The 15,582-nt window shown below is 66.0% G+C and carries 13 protein-coding genes; 12 read left to right on the top strand and 1 reads right to left on the bottom strand.

The features are described 5' to 3' along the window. Positions 1-27: 27 nt before the first annotated feature. Positions 28-711: a GNAT family N-acetyltransferase gene (locus QP140_RS01940; protein WP_284757811.1), complete on the bottom strand. Its 684-nt coding sequence runs from the start codon at positions 709-711 to the stop codon at positions 28-30. 169 nt (positions 712-880) lie between these two features. Here QP140_RS01940 and QP140_RS01935 point away from each other — a divergent pair, with 169 nt between their 5' ends. The 12 genes from QP140_RS01935 to murG all read left to right on the top strand — a co-directional run bounded on the left by QP140_RS01935 (position 881) and on the right by murG (position 15,538). Continuing rightward, positions 881-1,288, top strand: coding sequence for an SAV_6107 family HEPN domain-containing protein (locus QP140_RS01935; RefSeq protein ID WP_246817996.1), 408 nt, complete (start codon positions 881-883; stop codon positions 1,286-1,288). Between the two features lie 229 nt (positions 1,289-1,517). Next, positions 1,518-1,910, top strand: coding sequence for a DUF3040 domain-containing protein (locus tag QP140_RS01930; protein WP_284757810.1), 393 nt, complete (start codon positions 1,518-1,520; stop codon positions 1,908-1,910). Positions 1,911-2,361: 451 nt separating this feature from the next. Next, complete coding sequence (gene mraZ, locus QP140_RS01925; RefSeq protein ID WP_012360462.1) at positions 2,362-2,793, top strand: division/cell wall cluster transcriptional repressor MraZ; 432 nt, start codon at positions 2,362-2,364, stop codon at positions 2,791-2,793. 242 nt (positions 2,794-3,035) lie between these two features. Continuing rightward, complete coding sequence (gene rsmH / locus QP140_RS01920) at positions 3,036-4,097, top strand: 16S rRNA (cytosine(1402)-N(4))-methyltransferase RsmH (protein ID WP_284757809.1); 1,062 nt, start codon at positions 3,036-3,038, stop codon at positions 4,095-4,097. Positions 4,098-4,191: 94 nt separating this feature from the next. Next, complete coding sequence (locus QP140_RS01915; RefSeq protein ID WP_284757808.1) at positions 4,192-5,007, top strand: hypothetical protein; 816 nt, start codon at positions 4,192-4,194, stop codon at positions 5,005-5,007. A gap of 143 nt (positions 5,008-5,150) precedes the next feature. Further along, positions 5,151-7,046 carry a peptidoglycan D,D-transpeptidase FtsI family protein gene (locus QP140_RS01910; RefSeq protein WP_148812077.1) on the top strand — a complete coding sequence of 632 codons (1,896 nt, stop codon included), beginning with the start codon at positions 5,151-5,153 and terminating at the stop codon, positions 7,044-7,046. Between the two features lies 1 nt (position 7,047). After that, positions 7,048-8,649, top strand: coding sequence for a UDP-N-acetylmuramoyl-L-alanyl-D-glutamate--2,6-diaminopimelate ligase (locus QP140_RS01905; RefSeq protein ID WP_284757807.1), 1,602 nt, complete (start codon positions 7,048-7,050; stop codon positions 8,647-8,649). Between the two features lie 17 nt (positions 8,650-8,666). Beyond that, positions 8,667-10,169 (top strand): UDP-N-acetylmuramoyl-tripeptide--D-alanyl-D-alanine ligase, encoded by a 1,503-nt coding sequence (locus tag QP140_RS01900; protein WP_284757806.1) that lies wholly within the window; start codon positions 8,667-8,669, stop codon positions 10,167-10,169. Positions 10,170-10,178: 9 nt separating this feature from the next. Continuing rightward, positions 10,179-11,279 (top strand): phospho-N-acetylmuramoyl-pentapeptide-transferase, encoded by a 1,101-nt coding sequence (gene mraY, locus QP140_RS01895; protein ID WP_149121623.1) that lies wholly within the window; start codon positions 10,179-10,181, stop codon positions 11,277-11,279. Between the two features lie 21 nt (positions 11,280-11,300). After that, positions 11,301-12,785, top strand: a complete 1,485-nt coding sequence (gene murD / locus QP140_RS01890; RefSeq protein WP_284757805.1) for a UDP-N-acetylmuramoyl-L-alanine--D-glutamate ligase — start codon at positions 11,301-11,303, stop codon at positions 12,783-12,785. Next, positions 12,782-14,398, top strand: a complete 1,617-nt coding sequence (locus QP140_RS01885) for a peptidoglycan glycosyltransferase FtsW (protein WP_284757804.1) — start codon at positions 12,782-12,784, stop codon at positions 14,396-14,398. Before murD ends, QP140_RS01885 begins: the two co-directional genes overlap by 4 nt. A gap of 6 nt (positions 14,399-14,404) precedes the next feature. Next, the gene (murG, locus tag QP140_RS01880; protein ID WP_284757803.1) at positions 14,405-15,538 is read left to right on the top strand and encodes an undecaprenyldiphospho-muramoylpentapeptide beta-N-acetylglucosaminyltransferase; all 1,134 of its coding nucleotides are present in this window, start codon (positions 14,405-14,407) and stop codon (positions 15,536-15,538) included. Positions 15,539-15,582: the final 44 nt, after the last annotated feature.

The following is a 15,582-nucleotide window of genomic DNA, read 5'->3' as shown; positions in this document are numbered from 1 at the left end:
AGTCTGCCCCGGACCGGCGCGCGGGGGCTAGCGTGCTACCCGGTCCGCGTCTGACGCTGGTTCCCTCACCGTGGTGGGGTCGCCTGGGGCGTTGTGCAGGCGCTTGCGAAGGATGCCGAAGGGGCGGGGATCGCCAGGGAAGCGGTGTTCCCGCAGTAGATCGGTGAAGCCCAGGCTGCGGTAGAGGCGCCACGCGTGATTATTCTCGCCGGGCACCTCCGGGGTGGAGAGCATTGCGTCGCGGGTGGGCAGGATGCCCAGGACCTCCGTTAATAGCCGGGTGCCGATGCCGGAGCCCTGAAATCGCGGAAGAACATGGATCTCCGAAATCTCGGTGTAGCTCGACAGAGTCTCGGTGACGTCCTCCGGCGGCATGCCTGAAGCCAGCAGGCCGTAGCTGACCTGCTGGTACCACCACGTTCCTCGGCTTCCCTGGAAGCCAAAGCAGACACCCACGATCTTCTGCGCAGGGTTGGCTGGATCCGGTTCTTCCGCCGGTGAGTGTAAGAGCGCTACCAGGCTCGTGAAGTGTGGGTGGTTGGCGTTGCTGAGCCACAGGCTGCGCCGTTGTCGAAATGCCTCCGGCGGATACCCCATGGCCTTGAGGTGCAAAGCAACGAGTTCATCGAGGCGTCGCAGGAAGACCGCGCGGCTGATGGGTGCGAGGGAGACGAGGTGATCCTGGTCGGGTTGCGCGATGGGCTGGCTCATAGGGATATCGTCCCACGTATCAAGCGCGAGGGTGTGCAACGGGAGATGCTAAAGCGTAATTAGAACACGTGTTCGAATAGTGGGCGGGGGTGTCTGCGCCGAGCTTTAACGTCAGGGGTGCAAATTGCGAAACGGAAGTTCTCGAAAGGTGGGAGTGGCGATGGCTGTGATGTCGAAGACAAGGGGGACGCTGCGTCCCAATCCAGCGGAATTTTTGATGCGCGCGGAAGCCCAACTCGTGTTGGCGAACGAGGCTTATGGTCAAGGGGATCTGCCGCGGGCTGTTGTCTACGCCTATCGCGCCGGGCTACGTGCTGCAGGTGCTGTTATCGACGCCGAGCGGCCGGCTCGTCGCAGGCTTCCGGCCGGTTCGGCGTGGCTGCGTCTCCGGGCGGTGCGACCTGACCTCGGCGGCTGGGCTGACTCTTTCGAGCAACACGCCAGGCTGGCGGAGCGGGCAGATATCGGCCTCGAGCGTGATGTGGCAGATTCTTCGTTTCAGGAGGTGTACTCGGATTCTGTCGAACTCCTGGAGCGTGTGCGAATGGAGCTGGGCCTTGGCCTACAGGCTGCCTAGGGCTTTGGGGCTGACTTAATCCTGCTCATTGGTTAGAGTGGGGAATCGAGTAGTAACTAAAGCATGGGGAAGCCTCGCTGCGGCGGGGTGGCTTCCAGCAGACTGCGGCGTTGGCGCGATCTTCCGCCGGAGTAAATGAAGATCTGAAGCGCGCTACAGTGGGTTATCAGGTCGCGTGCTGCGTTGTTGTGGCCACGCGGAGGATCAGTAGAGGGAAACGAGGACTGTCATGGCTCTCTCGGAACAAGAAAAGCAGATGCTCGCAGAGATCGAGCGGGCTTTGATCGCGGAGGATCCGCGCTTTGCTCAGGGCGGGGATGACTCGGCGCCGTCGGGGGTGCGCTTCGATATCCGTTCGATCTCGCTGATCATGCTCGGCATCTGTCTGCTGGTCGGCGGTGTCGCTCTGGCGCAGGTCTCCCTGTGGTTCGTGATCCTGAGCGTTGCAGGCTTCCTGGTCATGCTGGGTGGCGGAATGATCGCGCTGAATAACGGCGATTCCCCGGCTCCAGCGAAGAGCACGAAGCCTCGTCGGGTTTCCGCTGGCGGAGCTGTCCGGCAGGGGGATGGCGGTCTGGGGGACCGCATGGAGGATAAGTTCCGCAAGCGTTTCGAGCGCTAAGCCCCGCGGTGAACTAGCGGGCCCCAGCCCGAGAGCCCTCGCCACATGGCGAGGGTTTTTTCGTGCCTTCTTCCGAATCCCCACTTTCACCCACTCTCGACCCGCTGAGACTCGAATTGGCGTTATTTAAAGTCAAAGCCACCATGAAAGGCGCCATTTTTGGGCCTTGTGGATCGGATTTCGGTGGCGGAAAGTTCGCGCTCCCCACCGGTCTCTGTCGTGAACCTGCAGGTTGTTTCGCTGGCTTGAGAAAAAACACGCCTAAACACGCCAGCTGGGTGGTTATGGTGGCGCAAGGTGGGGTAAAGTGGGGCATGTTGGTGATTGAGGGGGCTTCCTGAATGTAGGTAGCCCGCGGGTCCAGATCGGACGCACCGCAAGAGCCACGGATAACTTCACAGCGAAAACATGGCATGGCTGCACGAGAAAACGGCGAAAGGGGTCACAAGACATGTTCTTTGGCACCTTCACGCCGAAGCTCGACGACAAAGGGCGACTCACCCTCCCTGCGAAATTCCGCGAGGAACTCAAGGACGGCCTGATGGTCGTTAAGGGGCAGGATCACAGCCTCGCGATCTACCCCCGCGAGGAGTTCCTCCTCCGGGCCCGCAAGGCCGCGGCCGCGAGCCGTAGCAACCCGCAAGCTCGCGCTTTCGTGCGAAACCTCGCGGCAAGCGCGGACGAGCAGGACCTCGACTCGCAGGGGCGCATCTCCGTCTCCGCAGCGCACCGCGAATACGCGGGGCTGAAGAAGGAGTGCGTCGTCATCGGCTCGGTGGACTTCCTCGAGATCTGGGATGCCCAGGCTTGGGAGGAGTACAGCGCAGCCCACGAGGCAGATTTCGCCGCAGGCGACGACGAAGCCTTCGCGAATTTCCTCTAGCCCGCCATGCCACATCGACCGGCCACGATCACGCCGGCGATCCCCGTGATGTGTGCAGGCCCTTGCCTGAGCGGAAGACGTGACCGTTTGATGCACTTCCCCAACATCAAGCCCACGCCCGCGCAGGTAAGGCCCTGTTCATATCAACCCAAGACAAAAACCCCAAGCAGTTTGACGGCGCCCGACCCACAGGCAGGCGCTCACCCGAAGTAACCCACCGACGAGCCCAGAGGAGCGTGACCGTGGCAGCGAACACCCCCCACGATCCAAGCAGCCCAGGCCACGTTCCCGTCATGCGGCAGCGCATGGTCGAACTCGTCGGCATCGGTGTGACCGCAGGCAGCGCCCCAGCTCAGCCCATCATCGTGGACGGCACCCTGGGGGCCGGAGGCCACACCGAAGCATTCCTCGAGGCCTACCCCAATGCCATCGTCATCGGGCTGGATCGCGATCCCAACGCGCTTGCTGAGGCCCGCGCCCGCCTCGAGCGCTTCGGTCAGCGCTTCTTCAGCTACCAGACTCGCTTCGATGGCATCGGTGAGGCACTAGAGCACTTCTCCGAGGACCCTGGCTTCCCGGTCGACATCTGTGAGCAGGGGATCTCCGGGTTCCTGTTCGACCTCGGGGTGTCCTCCATGCAGCTGGACCAGGAGGATCGCGGTTTCGCCTACCGTGTCGACGCCCCACTGGACATGCGCATGGACCCCAGCAGCCGGCTGACTGCGGCGGAGATCCTCAACACCTACGAGCACGGCGAGCTTGCCCGCATCCTCAAGCGCTATGGCGATGAGAAGTTCGCGGGCAAGATCGCCTCCGCTGTCATCCGCGAGCGCGAGAAGCAGCCCTTCGACAACTCCGCGCGCCTCGTGGACCTGCTCTACGCAACCATCCCAGCCGCGGCACGACGGACCGGCGGGCACCCCGCCAAGCGAACCTTCCAGGCACTACGGATCGAGGTTAACGCGGAGCTGGAAAGCCTCGAGCTCGTCATCCCGGCAGCCTTCAGCTGGCTCCGTGTCGACGGCGCCGGGGTCTTCATGAGCTACCAGTCCCTCGAGGACAAGATCGTCAAACAACAGCTCAAGGGCATGACCGAGTCCACAACGCCGCCCGGGCTGCCAGTCGAGCTGCCCGGCACCGAACCGGAGTTCGAGCTCCTCACTCGCGGGGCGGAGAAAGCCAGCGAGCAAGAGATCGCTGAAAACTCCAGATCCGCCCCCGTGAGGGTCCGGGCAGCGCGGCGAATAGGCGCCCACACCTCCGGAACAGACGGGCCACACTACCCGCTGGCGTCGCCACAGTAAGTGGACCGAATAGCCCGACAGAAACCTCAACAACAACCGCGCACCGCACCACGAAGCCCACAACGAGCCCGAAGAACCAGGCAAAGGACAGGATATGACCACTCCCGGAATGCTGAAGGAGCACCCCAGGACTGCCACCAAGGTCGAGCGAGCAGAGCTGCGCACCAGCGCACCCCGTTCGCTCAAGCGGCAGCCGGCCAAGCCCCGTCGCAGCCTGCACCGCGCTCCGGCCTACCGTGGCCGCCTCGGCTCGCAGCAGCGCGTCTCGGAACGCGGCCGCCGCCTGCAGCCCATCAAGCAGGAAAACTCCCGGGTCTTCCGCTTCGTGGCCTTCGCCGTTGCCGCGTGCATCATCGGCACCGCCGCCGTCATGCTGCTCGCCGGCATGACGACGGAGAAGACCTTCCAGATCACGGACGCAGAGGCCAAATCCAAGACGCTGGCTAACGAGATCACCACGCTGGAGCGAGACGTCGAAAAGGCGAAGTCCGCGCAGAACCTGTCCGCGAAGGCCGCCGAGCTGGGCATGGTTGCCCCGGGGCAGGCAGGCATTCTGGAGACCAAGGGCGACAAGGTTGACCAGCGTCGCGAGGCGGATAACTCCAAGGATCGCCGGGTCGTCGACGTCACCGGGAATAAGCGAACTCGCGAGGCAACGTCCTCCCCGGAGGAGACCCGCAACGTCCCGGGGCTGGCGCCTTCTAGCCCGGCGGGTGCGGAAGCAGCCGGCAACATGAACTCCGGGGACCTGCCATATGCCAACCAGGGCCACGGCGCCCCAGCCCCCGCACCAGCTCCGGCCCCGGCCAACGGCGAGCAGCCGGCACCGCCGGCGCCACCAGCAGCACAGCCCGCACCGGCGGCACCCGCCGAAGCGAATCCGGCTCCGCCCGCCGCGCCGCGACCGTAACTGGCCGCACAGCGCCTAAGATTCTAAGCGCTAAAACTTCCGGGACACCGCCGCGTCCCGGCCAGTGAAGATCTGCGTCTCCAACCCAAGAACCATGCCGATCTTGCAACTGCGAAGACAAAGATCGAGGAGGACACACACCGTTGGCTCAGCAGTGGAACCGTCGGCCGGCAGACGGCTCGCGGAATACGCGAGCGCTGCTGCTCCTCGACAACAGCCCGCAGCGCTATAACAAGCGCCTGCGGCTCTCCCTGTTTGCCATCGTTATCGTCGTCCTCGCGCTCATCCTGCGCCTGACCTGGGTCCAGCTCATCGCGGGCCCAACGCTCGCGGAACACGCCGCTGCGCAGCGCACAGCCGTCATCGCTGAACCAGCCCACCGCGGCGCCATCGTCGACCGCGAGGGCCGCAACCTCGCCTACACGATGGAAGCCAAGTCGCTGTCGGTGCTGCCGAATAAGCTGCGCGGCTACATGGACGAACGCCACAAGGCGAACCCGGATGAGGTCCCGCCAGCCGACGAGCGCATCGAGCAGATCGTCGAAGAACTGCCCGACATGATCCCGGCATCCGAAGGCCGGGTGAAGAAGGAAGACCTCCGCAAGAAACTCACCGACGAGAAGGTCACCTACACCGTCCTCGTCCGCAACGTCGCCCCAGACGTGGCACAGAAGGTCACCGAAAAGTTCCCGGAGATCACCGCGGAACGCCAGGACATCCGCCAGTACCCCAACGGTGCGGTGGCCCAGAACATCATCGGCAAGATCAGCGCCGATAACCAGGGCCAATTCGGCCTGGAGCTCTCCCAGGACAGCCGACTGCAGGGTGTCAACGGCTCCAAGACCCTGGACATCGCTGGCGGCCTCACTATCCCAGGCTCCGCCCGCGACGAACACCCGCCGGTCAACGGCGATAACTTCGAGCTCACCCTCGACCTCGACGCGCAGGCATTCATCCAGCAGCAGGTGCAGCAGGCGAAGGATAACTCCAAGGCCGAGTCCGCTTCCGCCGTCGTGCTGGACGCCAAGTCCGCTGAGGTCATCGCGATGGCCAGCTCCGACACGATCGATCCCAACGGTGACCTGCAGAAGCAGCTGCGGGCCAACAAGGCCTTCGGCGACCGCAATACCGCGGAAACCTTCGAGCCGGGCTCCATCGCCAAGATCATGACGGCCGCTGCCGCCATCGAGGAGAAGAAGACCACCCCGGACGAGGTGCTGAAGGTGCCCGGCTCAATTGAAATGGCCGGCGTCACCGTCCGCGACGCGTGGGAGCACGGCGTGGCCCCGTACACCACCACCGGCGTGTTCGGGAAGTCCTCCAACGTCGGCACCCTGATGCTCGCCGAGCGCGTCGGTCAGGAGAAGATGTACGAATACTTCCGGAAGTTCGGTGTGGGCCAGGCTGCAGACGTGGGGATGCCACACGAGGCCGCGGGCTACATGCCGGAGCTCTCTCAGTGGTCGGGCGGTACCTTCGCCAACCTCCCCATCGGGCAGGGTATGTCCATGAACCTGCTGCAGATGGCCAGCATCTACCAGACGATCGCCAACGACGGCGTCCGCGTCCAGCCGCGCCTGATCAAGTCCATCACCAACTCGGACGGGGAGGACGTCCCGCAGCCGGTCCAGAGTGAGACGCGCGCCGTGTCCGCAGAGACGGCGAAGACCGTCCGCGCGATGTTCCAGTCCGTCACCCAGGATGACCCGAACGGTGTGCAAAACGGCACCGGTGCCGCGGCCGCAGTCGAGGGCTACCAGATCGCCGGCAAGACCGGCACTGCCCAGCAGATTGATCCGGACACCGGCGCGTATTCAAACTCCAACTACTGGATCACCTTCGGCGGCATCGCCCCGGCGGATAACCCCCGTTTCGTCGTCGCGATCATGCTGGACAACCCGCAGCGCGGCACCGAGGAAGGCGGTGGCGGCGGGGGCTCGGCTGCGCCGACCTTCCACAACATTGCATCCTGGTTGATGGATCACTACAACGTTCCGCCTTCCCCGAAGGCACCACGGCTCATGCTGGAGGCTCGATAACATGGCAACCCACCAGGCCACTGACAATTCCGACCGCAACACCAGCGGGGTAACCCTCCGCGCACTCGCGGCACTGACCGGCGGCACGGTCGCCGATACCCATCAGGACGTCACCGTCGACTCCGCCGCCATCGGTTCCGCAGACGTCCAGCCCGGCGGCCTGTTCTGTGCCGTTCCAGGTAGCCGCGTCCACGGCGCGACCTTCGCGGCCGACAGTGGGGCCGCTGCCGTCCTCACGGACGCCGAGGGCGCGGAGATCCTCGCCGATGCAGACCTCCCGCTGCTGGTCGTCGACGACGTCCGGCGCTGGATGGGGCCGGTCGCAGCGGCCGTCTACGGCCATCCGAGCCGCGACCTGCGCATCATCGGCATCACCGGAACCTCGGGTAAGACCACCACGACGTACCTCATCGAACGCGCCCTGATGGCCAAGCACAGCGTCGGCATCATCGGTACCACCGGCACCCGGATCAATGGCGAGCAGATCCCCACGAAGCTCACCACCCCCGAGGCGCCGACCATGCAGGCCCTGCTGGCGCAGATGCGCGACCGCGGGGTCACCCACGTGGTTATGGAGGTCAGTTCGCATGCGCTCGCGCTGGGGCGGGTGACCGGCATCGATTTCGACGTCGCCGGCTTCACCAACTTGAGCCAGGACCACCTGGATTTCCACCCGACGATGGAGGACTACTTCGAGACGAAGGCTCAGCTGTTCCTCCAGGCTCAGGCCGAGGGCGCGGAACTGCCCGCCGCCGTTGTCTGCGTCGACGATGACTGGGGCCAGCGCCTCGTCGGCATGATTGCGGAATCCGGCCACCAGGCCCTCACCGTGAGCACCAAGAAGCAGTCCGGCGCGGATTGGCAGGTCACAGACGTTCACGTCACCCCGGCCGGGCGCCAGGAGATCACCGTGGCCGCCGAGGGCGAGGTATTCAGCTACGACATCGGCCTGGTCGGCTCTTTCAACGTGGCCAACAGCCTGCTGGCGATCAGCTGCGTGGCGCAACTGGGGGAGGACCCGCAGGCCGCAGCAGCGGCAATCGCGGATGTGCAGGTGCCGGGCCGCATGCAGGCCGTGGACGCCCGGCAGCCCTTCCTCGCGGTCGTGGACTACGCCCACAAGCCGGGCGCCGTCGCCGCCGTCGTCCGAACCTTGAGCGACTACCTGCCGTCCCCGACGGGGCGCATCGGCATCGTGCTGGGCGCCGGCGGTAACCGCGACCACGATAAGCGCCCCATGATGGGCGAGGAGGCCGCGAAGATCGCCGACGCCGTCTTCGTCACCGACGACAACCCGCGCGATGAGGAACCCGCCCCGATTCGGTCGATGATCCTGGACGGGGTGCGCAAGGCAGCCAAGGCGCGCGAGGCGAACGGCGAGAAGGTTTTTTATGACGACGTCCCGGGCCGCGCGGACGCCATCCGCGCGGCGGTCGCATGGGCTCGCCCCGGCGATGCGATCGTGGTGGCCGGCAAGGGACACGAGACCGGCCAGGAGGTCCGCGGGGAAATCCACCCATTCTCCGACCTCGAGGAGCTCGCCGCTGCGCTTGAGCAGCGGGCGGGCGTTGACCAGCAGGCACACACGAAGCTCCGCGACTAACGAGAGGCGACGAAGCAATGATTGAGCTTTCAGCAGGTGAAATTGCCGCCATCACGGGTGGCGAATTGATTGACGGCGCCGCCGCGGAGACTATCGTGGCGGGGCCCGTGGAGTTCGACTCGCGCAACGTAGCGCCGGGGAGCATCTTCATGGCGCTGCCCGGGGCCACCGTGGACGGGCACGACTACGTGGCCGCCGCGGGTGAGCAGGGCGCGGCGTTGGCCATCGTGGGCCGGCCCGTCGGCTACCCGGCGCTGCTGGCTCCGGCCAGCGAGCGGGCTGAGGGCACCGATAATTCCGCGGTCTTCGGCGCAGATGAGGAGGGCTACGGGGCGGCGGTGCTCGCCGCCGTCGATAAGCTCGCGCGCCACAACACCGACGTCCTTGCCGACGAAGAGGGCATGGTCGTCGTTGGTGTGACCGGCTCGGCCGGGAAGACCTCCACGAAGGACCTGATCGGCGCGCTGCTGGGTGACCTGGGAGAGACCGTCGCCCCGCCGGGCAGCTTCAACAACGAAATCGGCCTGCCCTACACCGCGCTGCGCGCGGACCGAGACACGAAGTTCCTGGTCTCCGAGATGTCCGCCCGCGGTGTGGGCCACATTGCCCACCTGACCACGGTCACCCCGCCGAAGATCGGCGTCGAGCTGAACGTTGGCAGCGCACACCTCGGCGAGTTCGGCTCCCGGGAGGCGATCGCACAGGCCAAGGGAGAGCTCGTCGAAGCACTCCCTGCCGCAGAGGATGGCGGGATCGCGATCCTCAACGCAGACGACGACGCGGTGATCGCCATGCGGCACCGCACCCGCGCGCGGGTCGTCACCTTCGCGCTTGACGAGCGTTCCAAGACTGGGGAGCGGGCCGACTACTGGGCCAGCGACATCCGCCTGGACGAGGTCGCCCGGGCGTCCTTCCGCCTGCACCACCCGTACGGTGAGCCGGTGGACATCCGCCTGGGCGTGTTCGGTGCCCACCAGGTCTCCAACGCGCTCGCCGCCGCTGCGGTTGCGATCGAATCCGGCATGCTGCCGGCGTCGGTGGCCCGAGTGCTGGGCAACCACGTCGCCGCCAGCGCCAACCGCATGGATGTGCGAACCCGGCGCGATGGTGCGACTATTATCAACGATTCCTACAACGCCAACCCGGAGTCCATGCGCGCTGGCATCGACGCCCTGGCCTACACGGCCGGTGGTCGTCTGGAGGCCAGTAGCTGGGCTGTGCTGGGGCAGATGGGCGAGCTGGGTGAGGAATCCGCCGAGGAGCACACCGAGCTAGGCAAGTTCCTCGGCACCCGGGGCATCGATCACGCCGTGATCGTTGGCACCGGGGTCAATCAGCGTGCCATCGCCGATGCGGCGCGGGAGCACGGTGTGGATACCCGCAGCGTCGAGGATGTCGACGCGGCAGTGAATTTTGTGGATCAACATGTCAAACCCAAGGATGTTGTGCTCGTGAAGGCGTCATACTCTGATGGTCTCTGGGCGGTCGCCGAAGGGCTTTTGGCGGACGAAGGAGCATAAGGAAAACCCATGATGCAGATCTTCATCGCGGGCGCCGTGGCGTTCCTCGCGGCTGTACTTTTCACCCCGGTTCTCATCCGGAAGTTCTCGGACGAAGGCCTGGGCCAAGAGATCCGCGAGGAGGGGCCGAAGTCCCACCTGAAGAAGCGCGGCACTCCCACGATGGGTGGCATCGCCATCCTCGTGGGCATCACCCTTGGCTATATTGTCGCGGTGCTGGTCGGGGTTATCTTTACCGGCTCCGGCCCCGGCGTGTCCGGCTGGCTGGTGCTGGGCCTGACCCTCGCCCTGGGCGGGGTGGGCTTCGCCGATGACTACATCAAGCTGGTCAAGGGGCGGAACCTGGGGCTCAACGCCCGGGCGAAGCTCATCTGCCAGCTGGTGATCGCCATCGCCTTCGGCGTGCTGATTCTGCAGTTCCCGGATTCCAATGACATCACCCCGGGATCCACGTACCTCTCCTTCGTCCGGGAGATGCCGACGTTCAACATCGCCGTGGGCGGCGCCGTCATCGGCATGATCCTGTTCCTGATCTTCATCAATATCGTCATCTCCGCCTGGTCGAATGCCGTGAACCTCACGGACGGCCTGGACGGGCTGGCGTCCGGCGTGACGGCCATCGTGATGGGGGCGTATGTGCTCATCACCTTCTGGCAGTTCCGCAACTCCTGCGCCGATGGGGCGGCGGCTGGGTGCTACTTCGTGCGCGATCCGCTGGACTTGGCGATGCTCGCCTCCGCCGGCTTGGGCGCCTGCCTTGGCTTCCTGTGGTGGAACGCCGCCCCGGCGAAAATCTTCATGGGGGACACCGGTTCGCTGGCCCTGGGCGGTCTTGTCGCCGGCCTGTCGATTACCTCCCACACCGAGCTGCTGATGATCATCGTGGGCGCGATCTTCGTTCTGGAGACCGTCTCCGTGGTCATCCAGGTGACCTACTTCAAGACGACCGGTAAGCGCGTGTTCCGCATGGCACCGATCCACCACCACTTTGAGAACGGCGGTTGGGCCGAGACCACCGTCGTCGTCCGCTTCTGGCTGCTCGCAGCCCTGGCCGCGATGACCGGCTTCGGCCTGTTCTACGGCGAGTGGCTGACCGCCACGAGCTTCTAAACCCGCGAAAGAGGGCCTATCATGTCCACCGATTCGATCCTTCACCCCCAGTCCGCTGTTGACATCATGCGCTCGCAGACGGTCTTCGTCGCCGGCGCCGGCGTGGCGGGCAAGGGCATCGTCGCCATGCTCGAGGGCATCGGTGGACGCTTCAAGATTGTCGACGACCGCGCCCAGGCTGCGGATCTCAACACCGCCGAGGCTATTGCCGCGGTGTCTTCGGCTGAGACCGCGCCCGCACTGCTGATCACTTCGCCGGGGTGGCGCCCGGACTCAGAGCTGCTGCTCGCAGCCCAGGCCGCGGGCGTGCCGGTGATCGGTGACATCGAGGCCGCCTGGCTCGCGGACCAGGCCGGGGCCTTCGGGACCCCGCGCACTTGGATTGCGATCACCGGCACGAACGGTAAGACCACCGCCACCGCGATGACCACGGCGATGCTGCAGGCAGGGGGCCTGGCCGCCGTGTCCGTCGGCAACATCGGCACCCCGCCGGGGGCCGCGTTGGTGGCCGACGAGCGGGCGGACTACCTCGTCGCCGAAGTCTCCAGCTTCCAGCTGCACTGGGCGCCCAGCTTCACCCCGGACACCGGCGTGGTGCTCAACCTCGCGGAAGATCACCTGGATTGGCATGGTTCCATGGCAGGCTACGCCGGGGATAAGCTCCGCGCCCTTCGGGGACCGCGCCCGGTGGTTGCAGTGGACGAACAGCTCGTCCGCGAGCTCGCTGCGGACAACGGTGTCCCCAACGTGGTGGCCTGCAGCATGCAGGATCCTGCCGAGGTGCTCGCCCAGGCACATTTCCCGCTCGTTGTGGGGGTGGTGGAGTCCGAGGCGGGGGCGGTCATCACCGAGGTAGCCACCGCCGAGAACGGTGAACTGCAGGTCACCCCCATCGCCTCGGCGGAGGCGATTTCCCCACCGGGGCCGGCGGGCATCGCCGATGCTGTGGCGGCCTGCGCCCTCGTGCGAGCCTTCGACGTGCCGCCAGTAGCCATTTCGCAGGCGCTGCACGGCTTCGAAGTGCAGGCGCACCGTGGCCAAGCCGTGCACCTGGCAGAAGGGGTGATCTGGATTGATAACTCCAAGGCCACGAACCCGCACGCAGCCATCGCCGCGCTCGGCGGGCTAGAGAACATCGTGTGGGTCGCCGGCGGCCAGCTCAAGGGCGCGGAGGTTCACGACCTCATCGCCACCGTCGGACCTGGGCTGCGAGGCGCGGTCGTCCTCGGCTGTGACCGGGCGGAGATCATTCGTGAACTGGCGGCACAGTTCCCAGACCTGCCCGTCACGGAGGTCTCGAACACCGACCCGGAAGGAGCGATGGCCGAGGCGGTGGCCGCCGCCCGTAGCCTCGCTGCACCAGGGGACAGTGTTGTCCTTGCGCCCGCGGCGGCGTCTCTGGACATGTACACCGGCATGGCACAGCGCGGCGAACTCTTCGCCGCCTACGCTCAGCGCACAGGCGCCGAGGCTTGCACCAGCGAACGGGAGGGCGAGAACCAATGACTATGACTTCACACCACGGCTCAGGCCGTGATCGTGCCCGGCGCCAACCCGCCCGTACCGAGTACCCCCGCCGCCACGCGGATCAAACGCGACCGAAGCAGAGCGGTGGCGGGCAGAACTCCACCGCCAAGGGCGTGGGAGCCAAGATCAGCGCGGTGCTGGATGCCCCGCAGCTGAACTACAAGGTGATCCTGAGCATCACCCTGATGCTCACCGCCATTGGTTTGACGATGGTGCTGTCCTCCTCGATGGTCACCGCGCGCACCCCGGATACCTCCGTGTGGTCCGTATTCCTCAACCAGGCGCTGTACGTCGTCCTCGGCCTCGTGGTTGCCTGGCTTGCCCTGCGGCTCCGGCCGGACACCATCAAGGCCATCTCCCCGTGGCTGCTCGGCCTCGCACTGTTCCTGCAGGTGGCACTGTTCATCCCGGGGGTTGGTGTTGGCGCGGAAATCGGTTCCCACTCGTGGATCCGCTTCGGCTCCTTCGGTATTCAGCCTTCCGAGCTGTCCAAGGTGGCGCTGGCTGTGTGGGGTGCGGCGGAGATCAGCTCCAAGACGCGCCAGACCGACGAATTCCGCCCTGTTCTAGGTCGATTCCTGGCCGTGGGCACGGCCATGGTGCTTCTGGTTCTGCTGCAGAAGGACCTCGGCATGATGCTCACCGTGGGCATCGTGTTGATGGCGCTGTTCTTCTTCTCCGGTGTCTCGGCTCGCCTCATCGCCCTCGTCGGCGGTGTCATCGCGCTGCTGGCCACCGGCGCGACCATCGCCCAGGCCTACCGAAGCGACCGCATCACGACGTGGAAGGACACCCTGTTCCTGAACTTCCGGGAGGGCAGCACCAGCGGGCCGTCCTACCAGTCCTATCAGGGGCTGCTGAGCCTCTCGGACGGCTCCCTGACCGGCACGGGGCTGGGGCAATCTCGCGCGAAGTGGTACTACCTGCCGGAGGCGAAGAATGACTTCATCTTCGCAATCATCGGGGAGGAGCTCGGCTGGGTGGGGGCCATCATCGTGGTCGCGCTCTTCGCGTTCCTCGGCTGGTTCGGCATCCGCACCGCCCTGGCGCAGGCAGACCCGTTCCTGTCCATGCTCGCCGCAACCCTGACCCTGGGCATCGTCGTGCAGGCGTTGTACAACATCTCCTACGTCGTGGGCCTGATGCCGATGACGGGTATCCAGCTGCCACTGATCTCCGCGGGTGGTACCTCCATGGTCATCACCCTGGGCTCGCTCGGCCTCCTCGCCAATTGCGCACGCCACGAGCCCAAGGCGATCTCCTCGATGCAGCACGAGGGTCGTAGCCTCTTCGACCGGATGTTCCTGCTGCCGGAGCCGCTGCCGTACCGGGCGGGGGAGGAGCGCCGCATCGAGCGTCGCAATACGACTCAGCGCTACGGTCGACCGGTGACCCGCCGGGAGTCCACCGCGGGCACCGCGGGGCAGGATGCCCGCCGGGAACGTGACCGGAACCGTCGCGCGCAGGAGCGGCTGCCGCACCGCGATCGCGTGCCGGATTACGATGGCACTAATAGCTGGCACCGGCAGGAACCACTGCCGCAACGTCGAAGCCGCAGTAGCGCGAACCGCTACTCGCCAAGGAGGAAGTAGAAACCCATGGCCGACAGCACACACCGGGAGGATCATCCAGCAGGCGGGCGTACCGATGCCGCGCCGTCGGTGGTCGTCGCAGGAGGCGGAACCGCTGGCCACATCGAGCCAGCGCTCGCGGTCGCCGAGGCTGTGAAGCGCCTGGCCCCGAACGCCCGGATCACCGCACTGGGTAGCCCCAAGGGATTGGAAGCCTCGATCGTGCCTGACCGCGGCTTTGACCTGCGCATGATCCCGCCGGTTCCGGTCCCGAGGAAGGTGAATAAGGACCTATTCACCCTGCCGCTGCGTTTGAAGCAGGCCATCGACGAGACCAAGGCCCACCTCCGTGACGTCCAGGCGGACGTCCTCATCGGCTTTGGTGGCTACGTCTCTGCTCCGGCCTACCTCGCCGCCCGTTCGTTGGGAATCCCGTTCTTCGTGCACGAGGCCAACGCCCGTGCCGGCATGTCTAACAAGCTGGGCGTTCGCCTCGGTGGGACTGCACTGGCCGCCGTGCCGGGCTCGGGCCTGAAGGACGAGAAGATCGTGGGCATCCCGGTCAAGGAATCCGTGTTGAACCTGGACCGCGCAGCGTTGCGCGCCGAGGCTCGCGAGTTCTTTGGCCTTGACCCCGAAGGACCGGTCCTCCTGGTCACCGGTGGTTCCCAGGGCGCGGCCAGCATCAACCGCGGGGTTGTTGACGCCGCCGATGCCCTCCACGAGGCGGGCGTGGGCGTCCTCCACGCCTTCGGCAAGAAGAACGAGATCACCGCACCCGAATTCGACACCGCACCCCGCTACCAGGCGGTGCCGTATATCGACCGCATGGATCTCGCGCTCGCCGCAGCCGACGCCGTACTGTGCCGCGCGGGTGCGATGACCGTCGCCGAGGTCTCCGCCGTCGGCCTGCCTGGCATCTACGTCCCGCTGCCGCACGGCAACGGGGAGCAGGAGCTCAACGCCCGCCCTGTTGTCGACGCCGGTGGCGGGGTGATTGTCCCCGATGCCGAGCTCGACGGCGCGCGCGTCGCCTCGGAGGTCACCGCACTGCTCGGCGACGAGCAGCGGCTGGCCCAGGCCAGCGCGGCAGCCGAGTCCGCCGGTCACCGCGATGCGGCGGACGAGATTGCTCGAGCTCTGCTTTCAGCAGCCCGCTAGGCGCCCAGACCCGCTTCAACCGGACGCCGGGCCACAGCACCAGC

Origin of the sequence: Corynebacterium sp. UMB9976 (genome assembly GCF_030212265.1) — a bacterium.
GTDB lineage: Bacteria > Actinomycetota > Actinomycetes > Mycobacteriales > Mycobacteriaceae > Corynebacterium.
Note: the sequence above shows the minus strand (reverse complement) of the source record. Positions and strands in the feature narration are given on the sequence as shown.